The sequence below is a fragment of the Streptosporangium brasiliense genome, from assembly GCF_030811595.1.
GTDB classification, from domain to species: Bacteria; Actinomycetota; Actinomycetes; order Streptosporangiales; family Streptosporangiaceae; genus Streptosporangium; species Streptosporangium brasiliense.
Map to the genome: position 1 here is coordinate 4,012,893 of NZ_JAUSRB010000002.1, position 13,360 is coordinate 4,026,252.

A 13,360-nucleotide genomic window follows, 5' to 3' on the forward strand; every position below is an offset into this window, starting at 1 on the left:
TGGATCTGATGGGCCTCGAAACCGCGCCGGCTCCGGCCTCGGGGGCGCCCTCTCCCGCTCCGAGCCGCCCGCTCCGGGCGGCTCGATCCGGCCGGACGTCTGCTGCGGGCCGGGGCCCGTCGCGCACGATAATCGGTGCCATGCGGGTCGGTGTGCTGGGCGCGATGGAGGTGCGGGACGCCGCGGGCGGCCCGATCGCTGTGGGCGGTCCGCGGGTGCGGGCGCTGCTGGCGATGCTGGCACTCGACGCCGGACGGATCGTCACCACCGAACGGCTGATCGATGGCCTCTACGGCGAGCAGCCGCCGGGCAACGCCGCCAACGCGCTCCAGTCCCAGGTCTCCCGGCTCCGCCGGCTGCTGGGGGGCGGGGCGGTGGAGTTCCACCCGGCGGGCTACCGGCTGGCGGTGCCGCCGCAGGAGGTCGACGCGTACCGGTTCGAGCGGCTGGCCGAGGAGGGGCACCGGGCCCTGGCCGCCGCCGACCGGCCCCGCGCCGCCGCGCTCCTGCGCGAGGCACTGGCCCTGTGGCGGGGGCCGGCGCTGCCCGACGTCGGGGCGGCGCCGTTCGCCCGCGCGCAGGTCGCGCGTCTGGAGGAGCTGCGCCTGGCGGCCGTCGAGGAGCGCGTCGAGGTCGAGCTGGCGACGGGCGGGCACCGGACGCTGGTGGCGGAGCTACGGGACCTGGTGGCCGCGCAGCCGCTCCGGGAGCGGCTGCGCGGACAGCTCATGCGCGCGCTGTACGGCAGCGGGCGGCAGGCGGAGGCGCTGGCCGTCTACGAGGAGGCCCGGCGGATCCTCGCCGAGGAGCTCGGAGCCGAGCCCACGGCCGAGCTGGCGGCGACACACCTGGCCGTGCTCCGGGCCGACCCGTCCCTCACCGCCGCGGCGGCTACCGTGCGGCCGGCCGGGCCTCATACGCTGACGCCTCACGCGCTGACGCCTCACGGGGCCGTGCCTGAGAGCGCCGGGCCTCCCACGCTCGCGCCTCCCACGGCCGGGCCTCACGCGGCCGCCGCCCATCCGGCCGGGCCTGGAACGGCCGTCTCCGGGACGCCGGCGCCGGCCGTACGGCGGGTGCTCACGGCCCAGCTCACCAGCTTCGTGGGCCGCGAGCAGGAGCTGGCGCGGGTCGGCGCGCTCCTGGAGGAGGGGCGCCTGGTCACCCTCACCGGCCCCGGGGGAGCGGGCAAGACCCGGCTGGCGGTGGAGGTGGCGGCACGGCAGCCGGGGGAGGTCTGCTCCGTCGACCTCGCGCCGCTGGGCGAGGGGGCGGAGATCCCCCAGGCGGTGTCCGGCGCGCTCGGACTCCGCGAGGCCGGGCTCGCCCCGGCGCCCGACCGGCCACCGGCCGACCCCGTCGAACGGATGATCGCCGCGCTCGCCGGCCGGCGGGTCCTGCTCGTCCTCGACAACTGCGAGCATCTCGTCGAGGCCGCCGCCGGGCTGGCCGGGCGCCTGCTGGGCGCCTGCCCCGGGCTGCGGATCCTGGCCACCAGCAGGGAGGCGCTGGGCATCACCGGCGAGAGCCTGTGCCCGGTCCCCCCGCTCGCGGTGCCGCCCCCGGGCACGCCGGCGCCGGAGACGCTCGGCTACCCGGCCGTCCGGCTCTTCGAGCACCGGGCGGCGGCCGTCCTTCCGGGATTCACCGTCGACGAGGCGGGCGCCGACGCCGTCCTGCGCATCTGCCGGGCCCTCGACGGGCAGCCGCTGGCGATCGAACTGGCCGCGGCGCGGCTGCGGTCGCTGCCGGTGGCCGAGGTGGCCGCCAGGCTGGACGACCGGTTCCGGCTGCTGTCGCGCGGCAGCCGTACGGCGCAGCCGAGACATCGCACGCTCCGCGCGGTGGTGGAGTGGAGCTGGGACCTGCTCGACGAGACCGAGCAGACGCTGGCCCGGCGGCTGACGGTCTTCTCGGGCGGGGCGACGCTGGAGGCGATCGCGGCGGTCTGCGGGCTGCCCGGCGGCGAGGTGGTCGAGCCGCTGACCGGGCTGGTGGACAAGTCTCTTGTCGAGGTCTCCGGCGCCCGTTACCGGATGCTCAACACGATCCGGGCGTTCTGCGCCGAACGCCTGGCCGAGGCGGAGGAGGGGGAGCGGCTGCGGCGCGCGCACGCCGACCACTTCCTCGACCTGGTGCTGGCCGCCGAGCCGCGGCTGCTCACCGCCGACCAGCTTGGGTGGCTCGCGTCGCTGGACGTCGAGCGCGGCAACCTGCACGCCGCGCTCCGGCGCGCGGTGGACGCCCTCGACGTGGAGCGGGCCCTGCGGCTGCTCGCCTCCCTGACGATCTACTGGTGGCTGCGCGGGCTGCGTGGCGAGGGGGCGGCGCGGGCCCAGGAGCTCGTCAGGGCGGTCGGCACCCGGTCCCCTCGCGGGCTGGAGGAGGAATACGCGATGTGCGTCATGAGCATCGCCTCGGGCGGGTCCCGCAGCGAGTTCGGCGTCCACCTGGACAGCGCCGTCGAGACGATGGTGGCGCTTGAGAGGCCGCCGCGGCGCCCGTTCCTCATCGTGCTGTGGGGGATGGCGATCGGGGCCCCCGACCCGGAGACGCCGGGCCTGACCGAGAAGCGGCGCAGACTGGTGGGCGCCGACCCGTGGAGCCGGGCGCTCCTGGTCCTCGGGGAAGGGCTCACGTGGCTGTACGCCGGACGGATGGACGAGGCCGAGCGTGACCTGTCGGTCGCGCTGGACGGCTTCCGCGCCATCGGGGAGCGGTGGGGACTGGCGACGACCCTGGCGGAGCTGGCCAAGGTCGCCGAATGGCGGGGGGACCTCGCGCGGGCCTCGGCGCTGTGCGGCGAGTCCCTGGAGCTGGTCCGCGAGCTCAGCGCCGACGAGGACATCGCCGAGCGGCTCTGCCAGCGCGCGGGCGCGCGCACGCGCGGCGGCGACCTGGAGGGAGGGCACCGGGACGCCGCGCAGGCCGCCGAGCTGGCCCGCAGGGCGGGGGCGCCGGAGGTCCTCGCCGAGGCGGGCCGGCGGTTGAGCCGCGTCGCCCGGCTGCGGGGGGAGCCGGCGGAGGCCCGCCGGCTGTCGGAGGCGGCGCTGGCCGGATGCCCGACCGGATGGTTCGTCGCCGAGGAGATCCGCGTCGGCATCATGATCGAGCTGGGCCTGATCGCCGAGACCGGGGGTGACGCCCGCACGGCCCTGCGCTGGCACCGCCGGGCGCTGGCCTCGGCGTCCGCGCAGCGTGACATGACGATGGCCGCCCTGGCGACCGAGGCGCTCTCCGGGGTCGCGCTGCTGGAGGGCGACGGCGAGCGGGCCGCCCTGCTGCTGGGCGCGGGCAGGGCGGTGCGCGGGACGGCGGTCGCCGGAGACGTCGACGTGGTGCGGCTGGAGGCCGCCGCGCGGGAGGCGCTCGGCGCCGAGGCGTACGAGGCCGCCTACGGGCGGGGGAGGTCCATGACCCGTGAGGAGGCGCTGGCCATGGCCGGCGCCCCGGTGCCCTGAGGCCCTCCGCCGGCCCGGAGGCGGTCGGCCTGGTGTGAGGATGGTCGGCCTGGTCCGGTGTGGAGGCGGTCGGCCTGGTGCGGGGGTGGTCGGCCTGATGCGGTGTGGAGGCGGTCGGCCTGGTGTGAGGGTGGTCGGCCCGGCGGCCGGCTGGGCGGAGGGGGCCTCAGCCGGCCGTGTCGTAGCGCCGCGCCAGGGACCTCGCGGTCTCCGCCATGAGGTCGCGCAGCTCGGCGGGGGAGACGACCTCCAGGTCCACGCCGAACCGCAGGAACTCGCTCAGGGCGTTCGGGAGTGACTCGATGGGGACCGTGACCTGTGTCCAGCCGTCCGGGCCGGGAGGCCGCGCGGTGGCCTCGGCCGCCCGGAGGAGGGCCGGGCGGGCCATGTCGGGAAGGCGCTCCATCCCGTGCGGTGAGAGCCGGATGACGGCCTCGCCCTGGTGGAGCCGTGCCTCGAACTCCTCCAGGGCGCCGTTCCAGTGGGCGGCGAGGTCGAAGCCGGCGGGCCGCTCGAAGGTCTCCGGGAGCGCGTGCAGCTCCAGGATCTGGGAGACCCGGTAGGTGCGCAGGTCCTGTCCGGCGCGGGCGATGAGATACCAGCGGCCGGCCTTGAGCACCAGCCCGTACGGCTCCAGCGTGCGGAGCACCTCCTGGGGGGCCTTCCAGCGGCGGTAGCGGATCTCCAGGCGGCGCTCGTTCCACACCGCGTCGGCGACCGCCGCCAGGTACGGGGTCTCGTCGGCGCCGTGGTACCAGTTGGGGGTGTCGAGGTGGAAACGCTCGCGGATCCGCCCGGCCCGGTCCCGGAGCTCCACCGGGAGCGCGGCCATCAGCTTGAGCTGGGCGGCCGTCACCACCGAGCCGAGGCCGAGCTCGGCGGCGGGGCCCGGCATCCCGGCGAGGAACAGCGCCTGCGCCTCTCCCGAAGTCAGGCCGGTGAGCCGGGTGCGGTAGCCGTCGAGCAGCCGGTAGCCGCCCGAGGGGCCGGCGTCGCCGTACAGGGGGACGCCGGCGGAGTGGAGCGACTCCACGTCCCGGTAGACGGTCCGGACCGAGACCTCCAGCTCCGCCGCCAGCTCCTGGGCGGTCATCCGGCCCCGGGTCTGCAGCAGCATCAGCAGGGAGAGGAGCCGGCTCGCACGCATGACCTGAATTATCGGCGGAAACGCTGACAGCAGATGTCAGTGACCTGGCCCTAGCTTCCAGGCATGAACGACTTCGACTTCCTCACCGGCACCTGGGACGTGGCCAACCGCCGGCTCGTCAAGCCCCTCACCGGCAGCACCGAATGGCAGGAGTTCCCCGCCACCTCCGTCGCCCGGCAGGCGTTCGGCGGGGCGGCCAACATCGACGAGATCACCTTTCCGAGCATGGGGTTCTCCGGGCTCACCCTGCGGCTGTTCGACGTCGAGCGCGAGGAGTGGTCGCTCCACTGGGCCAGCAGCCGGACCGGGACGCTGTTCCCGCCGGTCGTGGGCCGCTTCACCGGCGGCACGGGGGAGTTCTACGGCGACGACACCCACGAGGGCGCCCCGGTCAGGGTCCGCTTCGTCTGGTCGGAGATCACGGCCACCTCCGCCCGCTGGGAGCAGGCATTCTCCGCCGACGGGGAGAAGACCTGGGAGACCAACTGGATCATGGAGCTGAGCAGGGCGTAGGACCGCCGCGCGGCGGCCGTGCCCCGCACCGCTCCGGCCGGCCCGCGCCCGCTCCGGCCAGCCGGCGCCCGCGCCCGCGCCCGCGCCCGAACCGGGTGTCCGGGACAGGCCAGGTGTCCGGGATGGCGGAGTCAGGGAGACAGCGGGGTCAGGGGGCCTTCCTCCTGCGCGGCCAGCCGCCGCCGACCGGCCGCCGGCTCCCGCGCGGGGCGCGATCGCGCCGGTCGGTGCGCAACCACAGCTGAACCCCGGCGCCGCCCAGGGAGGAGGTGTCGATCCGCAGCGTGCCGCCGGAGCCCTCGGCGAGCCGGCGGGCGATGTCGAGGCCGAGTCCGGTGGAGCCCGAGCCGCTGGCCCCACGCCGCAGGGCCGTCTCGGGATCGGGGATGCCCGGGCCGGCGTCAGCGATCAGCACGCCCACCGTGCCGGAGCCCCGGTGCAGGGTCACCGTGAACGCCGTGCCCTCGGGGGTGTGCCGGAAGACGTTGCCGAGCAGCGCGTCCACCACGGCGCTGAGCTCGGTGGCCGCGACCGGGACCGGGGCCGGATCCGCGGCGCCGATCAGCTGCCACGGGCGCTGCTGGTCCTCGGCCAGGGCGGACCAGAAGGTCAGCCGCTCGCGCAGCACGTGGGCGGCGTCGCAGGAGACGGACTCCGGCGCCCGGGAGGGCTGCCGGGCCGCCGCGATGATCTGGTCCACCTCGGACTCCAGGCGGGCCAGGGCCTGGCGGCTCTGCTCGGCCTCCGGCCCCAGGTTGTCCAGGCTGAGCCGGAGCGCGGTGAGCGGGGTCCGCAGCCGGTGAGACAGGTCGGCGGCCATCTCCCGCTCGGCGGCCAGCAGCCGCACGACCCGGTCGGCCATGGTGTTGAACGCCTCTCCGGCGGAGACGAGTTCGGGCGGCCCCTCGGGCTCGATGCGGACGCTGAAGTCCCCGGCGCCCAGGGCGCCGGCGGCCCGCCCGAGGCGCTGGGTCGAGCGCACCACCCGTGCCCCCAGCCGGTCGGCGACCAGCACCGAGCCGGCGACCAGCGTGACCGCCACCCCGGTCAGCACCGCCCATGACTTGGTGACGCCCCGGGTGAGGTCTCCGGCGGGCACGAAGATCTCGAGGACCACGGTCCGGCCGCCGTCCAGGACGACCGGGCGCAGCAGGAGGTAGCCGGTCTCGGTCTCCGCCGTCACCGCCCGCGTCAGCCGGGTGGCCGTGACCACGCTCTCGGCGGGCGCCCGTACGGTGCCCACCGAGCCACCGTCCGGCAGGTGGACCGCGATCCGGTCTCCCGCCCCGGTGCTGACCAGCGCGTGGGTCAGCCGGGCCGGATCCACCGTGATGGCCAGGACGGGGACCAGCGCCGACGCCTGCCGTTCGGCATCGGCCATGGCCCGGCCGTGAGCGATCTCCTTGACGATGAGTCCGAGCGGGATCAGGAAGGCCAGGGCGATCATCGAGGCCCCGGCGACGGCGAGCAGGGCCAGGGTCCGTCTCACGAGGGTGTGATCAGCATGACGCCCACGCCGCGCACGGTGTGCAGGTAGCGGGGGGCGGAGGCGCTCTCGCCGAGCTTGCGCCGCAGCCACGACAGATGGACGTCGATGGTCTGGTCGTCGCCGTAGGACTGCTGCCACACCTCGGTGAGCAGTTCCTTGCGGGAGACGACCCGGTCGGCGCGGACGGCGAGATAGGCCAGCAGGTCGAACTCCCGCCGGGTCAGGGAGAGCGGCGCGCCCTCCACGGCGGCCTCCCGCCGGTTGAGGTCCACCGAGAGTCCACCGACGTGCAGCACCGACGGCGGGGCCGCGGCCCTGGCCCGCCGTAGCACGGCGTCCAGCCGGGCGTTCAGGTGGTCGCCGGAGAACGGCTTGACCAGGTAGTCGTCCGCGCCCGCCTCCAGCAGGCGGACGATCTCTGCCTCGTTGTCCCGGGCCGTGGCCACGATGACCGGGACACTGGAGACGCTGCGGACCATCTTCAGCGCCTCCGATCCGTCCAGGTCGGGCAGGCCGAGGTCGAGGACCACCACGTCCGGGGGGTTCTGGGTGATCTCCCGCAGCGCGTCGAGAGCGCGTCCCGCGCTGCGCACGGCGTGCTGGCGCCTGCTCAGTTCCTGAATGATCGCGGAGCGCACGTACTCGTCGTCTTCCACCACCAGCACCGTCGCCATGCGACGTAACCGTAGTGAACAAAGAGGTATGTGAGGTAATAATTCACCGCATGCGGCAGACCCTTGGTTTCCTGGCGGTGTGGTGCGGAGCCACGGTCCTGGCGACGTCTATAGCCTGGTTCGGCGTCAGCGACGTGCTGCGCGGCCAGGTCTTCGACGACGCGAGGATCGAGCCGATCAACGCCGCGATCAGCCGGATGGAGGCCGCGCCGCTCCCCTCCGAGGCGCCCACCGGCCAGGCGGCCGCACTCGGCACGCCGACCGCCTCCGCCTCCCCGGAGCAGCGCGCCCCCGCCCCCCGCCGCACCCAGGCCGGGCCCACCCACAACACCGCCCGCCCACGGGCCACCCGGTCCCCGCTGGAGGCCCCGCACATCACGGTGCGGTCGCCCGCGACCGCCGAGCCACGGCCGTCGGCGAGCGCCGCCGGGCCCAGGCCGACCCTGTCCGCCGCCGCGCCCGGCCCCTCGGTCCCGGCGGCCTCCGAGGGGAAGGTGCGCGTGGTGAACGTCGGGGGCGGTTCGGTCTCGTTCGTCATCGAGGACGACAGGTGCCGCCTGGTCGCGGCCGCGCCCAACGTGGGCTTCGAGGCCAAGGTGTCCCAGGCGCTCGGCTGGATCCGGGTGGACCTGGCCCGGAACGGGCACGGCACGGCGGTGTTCTGCATCGGCGGGGAGAACCGGACCGACACCTGGGATTATTAGGCCCCTCACCCGGGAGTGTCAGGCCCCTTCGAGCTCGCGCAGCCGTTCTCCGGCGTCGGCGACGCGGTCCTCGGTGAACACCGCGATGCCGTGCAGTTCGAGCAGGGCGGTGGTGACGCCGTTGCCGGGCAGGCGGCGGCCGCGGAAGGTGCCGTCGTAGATGGTCAGGCTCCCGCAGGAGGGGCTGCCCTCCTTCAGGATCGCCACCTTGACGCCGAAGGACCGGGCGACGGCGAGCGCCGCCTGGGCCCCGGCGAGGAACGCCCGCGTGACGTCGCTCCCGTCGGTGGCCAGCACCCGGGCGGCCCCCGCGAGCACGGCCGCGCCCCCGGCGCCGCCCTCGATCTCGGCGGCCGGGCGGGGGACGGGCAGACCGCCCTCGACCTCCGGGCAGAACGGGACGAGCCGTCCCTCCTGCCGCCAGGTGGCCAGCAGCGCGTCGCCGCTCGTCTTGGCGGCCCCGTCGTAACGGACCTTCCGCCCCATCAGACAGGCGCTGACCAGGATCCTCTCCATGGATCCAGCCTATGCGCCGCGGGACGGAGGGCGGCATGGCCGGGCAGTACCCTACTGGTCATGTCCTTCACCCCTGTGATGTCCCGATGATCGGCCCGCTCGCGACCGGGGTGATCGTGCTGTCGCTGCTGATCGTGCTGGCCGCGATCGTGACCGCCGCGCGGAACCGGGCGATGGGGACGGTCCTGCTCGTCGCGCTCGGGGTGCTGGAGGTCGGCCTGCTCGTCCAGGCCGGTTTCGCGGTCGCCGGGATGGTCCGGGGCGAGGGGCCGGACGAGACGGCCACCGTCATCGGTTATCTCGCCGGCACGCTGGCGATCCCGCCCGCCGCGGCGTTCCTGGGGCTCGCCGAGCGCTCACGGTGGGGGGCGATCGTGATCGCGGTGGGGAGCTTCGCCGTCTGCGTCATGGTCGGGCGGCTGCTGCAGCTCTGGCAGGGGGCGGCATGAGGGAGCCGGCCATCGGCAGCGGGCCGGGCCGCGCGCTGGTCGCGGTCTACGGGGTGTTCGCCCTGGCGGCCGGGGCGCGTGCCGCCGTGCAGATCGCCACACGGTTCGGCGAGGCCCCGCTGGCCTACGCGCTGTCGGCCTTCGCCGCGGCGGTCTACGTCGTACTCACCGTGGCGCTGGCCCGGGGGGACCGGCGGCTGGCGCTGGCCGCCTGCGGCATCGAGCTGGCGGGGGTCCTCGTCGTCGGCACGCTGAGCATGGCCGACCCCGAGGCGTTCCCGCGCGCCACGGTCTGGTCCGGTTACGGCAGCGGCTACGTGTTCATCCCGCTCCTGCTGCCGGTGCTCGGGCTTTATTGGCTTTTACGCCGCAAATAGTTAGGGCCCGGCCCCGTCGGGCAGGTCTGCTCCCCGAACCCACAGAAAGGGAGGCAGCGCTGTGAGCACGATCGAACAGTCCGTCGACGTGAACGTCCCGATCAGGACCGCGTACAACCAGTGGACCCAGTTCGAGAGCTTTCCCGAGTTCATGGAAGGCGTCGAGTCGGTCAAGCAGTTGGGCGACACCCGTACGGCGTGGGTCGTCGAGATCTCGGGCGTCCGCCGCGAGTTCGAGGCCGAGATCACCGAGCAGCACCCCGACGAGCGGGTCGCCTGGAAGTCCGTGGACCGGCCGCACCAGGCCGGCGTGGTGACCTTCCACCACCTCGGACCGGAGATCACGCGGGTCACGCTCCAGATGGAGTACGACCCGGAGGGTTTCGTCGAGACCGTCGGTGACTGGCTCCAGATCGTCCGCCTGCGCGTCCGGGGCGACCTGGAGCGTTTCAAGACCTTCATCGAGGCGCGCGGCGCCGAGACCGGAGCCTGGCGCGGCGACGTCCCCGGCCCGCAGGACCGCGGTACGGGCGACTTCGGTCCGGGCGGAGGCGTGGGCCTGAACGAGCGGCCCGCGGGCGGCACAGGCAGCGGTTACGGCTTCGACGAGCCGGCGCCGCCGCGCACGGTCGGCGGGGGATACCCGCCGGAGTCCCCGCTCCCGCCGCCGGGCACCGGCCCGCTGCCGCCGGCCGGACGCCGGCCGGGCGAGGAGGCGCCGCCGGCCCCCGGGCCGCACATCTGACGCCCGCGTCTGACGCGTGAGAGAGCCGGGTCACGCCCTGTAAAGGGCGGGGTGGCCCGGCTTTCACACTGTCAGGGGTTGGCGGGGGGTTGCCGGGAATCCGTGGAGACAGGAACAAAACGGCATTTCAGTCCTGTTACAGTTGCAGTCTGCCAATCATCCTACGATTGGTTGAATCGCTGAAGGAGGACTGAGCCCCCCATGACCGTGCTAACCCAGGAGACACGGGGCCGCACCGGTGGAACGACGGGATCCCTGGCCTGGCTGCTTGTGGCGGGTATCGTCCTCGCCGCGCTGAACCTGCGCACCGCCGTCACCAGCGTGGGGCCGGTCCTCGACCGCATCTCCTCCGGCCTGGGCATGTCCGGAGTGGGGGTGGGACTCCTCACCACACTACCCGTGCTCATCTTCGCGTCGGTCGGTGCGGTGACCCCGGCGCTGGCCAGGAAGGTCGGCGAGCACCGGCTGCTGCTGATCGCCCTGATCACTCTCGGCACCGGCCTGCTGATCCGCTCCATGGTGGGCTCGGCGGGGGTGTTCCTGTTCAGCAGCGCCCTGGCGCTGTCCGGGGGCGCGGTGGGCAACGTGCTCATCCCCACCCTGATCAAGCGCCACTTCCCGGGCCGGGCCGGGACCATGACCACCGTCTACACCACCGCGCTCGCGGTGGGCACGATGCTCGCGGCCGCCGCGACCGTGCCGATCGAGCGGGCCGCCGACGGCAACTGGCACGTTGCCCTCGGGGTGTGGGCGGCGCTGGCCGCTGTCGCCGCCATTCCGTGGCTTGCGCTGTTGCGCAGTGAGCCGGAGCGGGACACCGGAAGCAGCGATCTCGGGCCCCGGACCCTGGTCCGGAGCAAGCTCGCCTGGTCGGTCGCGGCCTATTTCGGCACGCAGAGCATGGTGGCCTACATCATGTTCGGCTTCCTGCCCAAGATCCTCACCGACGGCGGCTACACCAGCGGGCAGGCGGGGCTGGTGCTGGGCGTCTTCACCGCGATCGGCATCCCGGTCTCGATGGTCGTGCCCTGGATCGCCTCGAAGTTCTCCGACCAGCGGCCCGTGGTGGCGGCGTTCGTGGCCTTCTACACGGTCGGCTTCCTCGGCCTCTGGCTGGGCCCGGCGGGTGCGGCCTGGGCGTTCGCGGTGCTGATCGGCATCGGGATGGGATCCTTCCCGCTCGCGCTGACCATGCTCGCCCTGCGCACCCGCACCCCGGAGGCCACCGCCGCGCTGTCGGCCTTCGGGCAGAGCGCCGGATACCTCATCGCGGGCGCCGGTCCCCTGGTCGTCGGCGTGATGCACGAGTCGACCGGCGGCTGGACGCTGCCGTTCCTGCTGCTGTTCGCGGTGGTCGGGGTGCAGCTCGCGACCGGCTGGTACGCGGGCCGCTCCCGCTACCTGGAGGACGAGCGGGTCCTCGCCGGGTGACCTCTCCCCACGGTACGGCTTGCGCCCCATCGGGGGCGGCGCAAGCCGTACTGGCATGATGAGGGGATGGAAATCGGTGGGTCGACGCTGGTCAGCTATCCGGCAGGTGAGATTCGAGGACGTTCGGCGGTCGTGGGGACCGTGCCGGTGGGGGACCGGCACGGGACGATCGTGGCCCGGACCCCGTTCCACCCGCTGGACCACACCTGGCCGGACCAGCCCGCCGACACCGGGACGATCGGCGGGCTGGCGGTCGTCGACTGCGTGACCGGCGCCGTGCAGGAGGGCGGGGAGACCGTCCATCTCGGCGAGGACATCCCGGTGCGCCGGGGCACCCCCGGCTGGAGCTGGCTGGTCGTCCACGTCACCGACGCGCCGGTGCCGGAGCGGGAGGTCGAGCTGGTGGTCGACGAGGCCGGCCGCCGCGCGCTGTCGGCCGGGCACACCGCCTGCCACCTCGCCGCGCTCGCGCTCAACGCGGCGCTGGCCGGCCGGTGGCGCAAGGAGGTCCCGGCCGACGGGCTCGGCCACCCCGACTTCGACCAGACGGCCATCGTCTCCTCGCGGATCCTGCCGGACGGCAGCCGGGACGTCTACCGCCTGGGCAAATCCCTGCGCCGCAAGGGCTTCACCGCCGAGGGGCTGGCCGAGGACCTGCCGGAGATCGCCCAGCGGGTCGACGACCGGCTCAAGGAGTGGGTCGCGGCCGACGTCCCGGTCTGGATCGACAGCCCGGGCCCCGAGCTGACCGCCCGCCGCACCTGGCACTGCGGCCTGCCCGGTGGCGAGGTCGTCATCCCGTGCGGCGGCACGCACCTGTCGCGCACCTCCCAGCTCGGCTCCGTCACCGTCACGCTGGAGCTGTCCGGCGACGGCTCCGAGCTGACCATGCACACCGCCGTCGGCTAGCCCGCCGCCGGAGCGGCCCGGGGCGGGCGCGGGACCGTCGTGGCACGTCGCCCCGTTCCACCCGCCTATGATCGCCGTCGAGTGGGTGATCGTAGGCGAGGAGTGGTTGTGGCCGTAGAAGTGGCACCGCGGGGCGTCGACCCGCGCATCCCCAACGCGGCGCGGATGTACGACTACTACCTCGGCGGCAAGGACAACTTCGTCGCCGACCGCGCGGCCGCCGACAGGGTGCTCGCCGTCGCCCCGGAGATGCGCGAGGTCGCGCGGCAGGGGCGTGAGCTCGTCGCCCGGGTCGTGCGGCACCTGGTCGGCGAGGCGGGGATCCGCCAGATCATCGACATCGGCTCCGGCCTGCCGACGCGGGAGAACGTGCACGAGATCGCCCACCGGCTCGCCCCGGAGACCCACGTGGTCTACGTCGACCACGACGAGGTCGTCTGCGCCCACGGCCGCGCGATTTTGGCCGAGCCGGAGAGGGTGACCATGGTCCGGGGCGACCTGCGGGCACCTCAGGCGATCATCGACTCGCCCGAGGTCCGCGAGCTGGTCGACTTCCGCCGGCCGGTCGCGGTCCTGATGATGTTCCTGCTCCACCTCGTCCCGGACGCGGACGGGCCGCAGGACGTCGTCGCCGCCTACCGGGACGCCCTGCCGGCCGGGAGCTACCTGGCCCTCTCCCACGCCGCCTCCGACGGCCGCCCCGAGGTCATGGCCCGCATCTCGACGATCTACCGGAGGACGGACTCGCCGTTCGCGCCCAGGAGCCGCGAGGAGATCGGCCGCTTCTTCGGCGACTTCGAGATGGCCGGCCCGGGTCTGGTCAACATCTGGCCGTTCGCCGAACTGCCCGAGTCCGTCGACCCGGGCCTGGCGAGCATGGGTTACGGCGGGGTCGGCAGGAAGCGCTGACGTCTGGCCGCCCGCGTCGCCTCCGCGCCGAGGTAC

Annotated in this window: 13 protein-coding genes; 9 read left to right on the plus strand and 4 right to left on the minus strand. The window is 74.4% G+C overall.

Annotated features, from left to right (window positions below; genetic code table 11):
• Positions 1-140: 140 nt before the first annotated feature.
• Complete coding sequence (locus tag J2S55_RS27125; protein WP_306866467.1) at positions 141-3,461, plus strand: AfsR/SARP family transcriptional regulator; 3,321 nt, start codon at positions 141-143, stop codon at positions 3,459-3,461.
• A gap of 166 nt (positions 3,462-3,627) precedes the next feature.
• On the opposite strand, the gene J2S55_RS27130 is transcribed toward J2S55_RS27125, so the two are convergent.
• Positions 3,628-4,608 (minus strand): helix-turn-helix transcriptional regulator, encoded by a 981-nt coding sequence (locus J2S55_RS27130; protein ID WP_306866470.1) that lies wholly within the window; start codon positions 4,606-4,608, stop codon positions 3,628-3,630.
• Between the two features lie 63 nt (positions 4,609-4,671).
• Between J2S55_RS27130 and J2S55_RS27135 the strand changes: the two genes are divergently transcribed.
• Complete coding sequence (locus tag J2S55_RS27135; RefSeq protein ID WP_306866473.1) at positions 4,672-5,121, plus strand: hypothetical protein; 450 nt, start codon at positions 4,672-4,674, stop codon at positions 5,119-5,121.
• Positions 5,122-5,269: 148 nt separating this feature from the next.
• Here the strand turns inward: J2S55_RS27135 and J2S55_RS27140 are convergent, their stop codons facing one another.
• Positions 5,270-6,610: a sensor histidine kinase gene (locus J2S55_RS27140; RefSeq protein WP_306866477.1), complete on the minus strand. Its 1,341-nt coding sequence runs from the start codon at positions 6,608-6,610 to the stop codon at positions 5,270-5,272.
• Complete coding sequence (locus J2S55_RS27145) at positions 6,607-7,284, minus strand: response regulator transcription factor (RefSeq protein WP_306866480.1); 678 nt, start codon at positions 7,282-7,284, stop codon at positions 6,607-6,609. Before J2S55_RS27145 ends, J2S55_RS27140 begins: the two co-directional genes overlap by 4 nt.
• A 50-nt stretch (positions 7,285-7,334) precedes the next feature.
• Between J2S55_RS27145 and J2S55_RS27150 the strand changes: the two genes are divergently transcribed.
• On the plus strand, positions 7,335-7,988 hold the full coding sequence (locus J2S55_RS27150) for a hypothetical protein (protein ID WP_306866482.1): 654 nt from the start codon (positions 7,335-7,337) through the stop codon (positions 7,986-7,988).
• Positions 7,989-8,006: 18 nt separating this feature from the next.
• Here J2S55_RS27150 and J2S55_RS27155 read toward each other — a convergent pair whose 3' ends face one another.
• Positions 8,007-8,504 (minus strand): 2-thiouracil desulfurase family protein, encoded by a 498-nt coding sequence (locus J2S55_RS27155; RefSeq protein WP_306866485.1) that lies wholly within the window; start codon positions 8,502-8,504, stop codon positions 8,007-8,009.
• Between the two features lie 86 nt (positions 8,505-8,590).
• Between J2S55_RS27155 and J2S55_RS27160 the strand changes: the two genes are divergently transcribed.
• The 6 genes from J2S55_RS27160 to J2S55_RS27185 all read left to right on the plus strand — a co-directional run bounded on the left by J2S55_RS27160 (position 8,591) and on the right by J2S55_RS27185 (position 13,324).
• Entirely contained in the window at positions 8,591-8,953 is a 363-nt protein-coding gene (locus J2S55_RS27160) for a hypothetical protein (RefSeq protein ID WP_306866487.1), read from the plus strand.
• Positions 8,950-9,330 carry a hypothetical protein gene (locus J2S55_RS27165; protein WP_306866489.1) on the plus strand — a complete coding sequence of 127 codons (381 nt, stop codon included), beginning with the start codon at positions 8,950-8,952 and terminating at the stop codon, positions 9,328-9,330. The genes J2S55_RS27160 and J2S55_RS27165 overlap by 4 nt, the downstream gene beginning before the upstream one ends.
• Positions 9,331-9,391: 61 nt before the next feature.
• Positions 9,392-10,075, plus strand: coding sequence for an SRPBCC family protein (locus J2S55_RS27170; RefSeq protein WP_306866491.1), 684 nt, complete (start codon positions 9,392-9,394; stop codon positions 10,073-10,075).
• Positions 10,076-10,276: 201 nt separating this feature from the next.
• Positions 10,277-11,506, plus strand: a complete 1,230-nt coding sequence (locus tag J2S55_RS27175; protein ID WP_306866494.1) for a CynX/NimT family MFS transporter — start codon at positions 10,277-10,279, stop codon at positions 11,504-11,506.
• A gap of 66 nt (positions 11,507-11,572) precedes the next feature.
• A complete protein-coding gene (locus tag J2S55_RS27180; protein WP_306866497.1) occupies positions 11,573-12,415 on the plus strand; it encodes an alanyl-tRNA editing protein in 843 nt (280 codons plus the stop codon).
• Positions 12,416-12,523: 108 nt separating this feature from the next.
• The gene (locus J2S55_RS27185; RefSeq protein WP_306866500.1) at positions 12,524-13,324 is read left to right on the plus strand and encodes an SAM-dependent methyltransferase; all 801 of its coding nucleotides are present in this window, start codon (positions 12,524-12,526) and stop codon (positions 13,322-13,324) included.
• Positions 13,325-13,360: the final 36 nt, after the last annotated feature.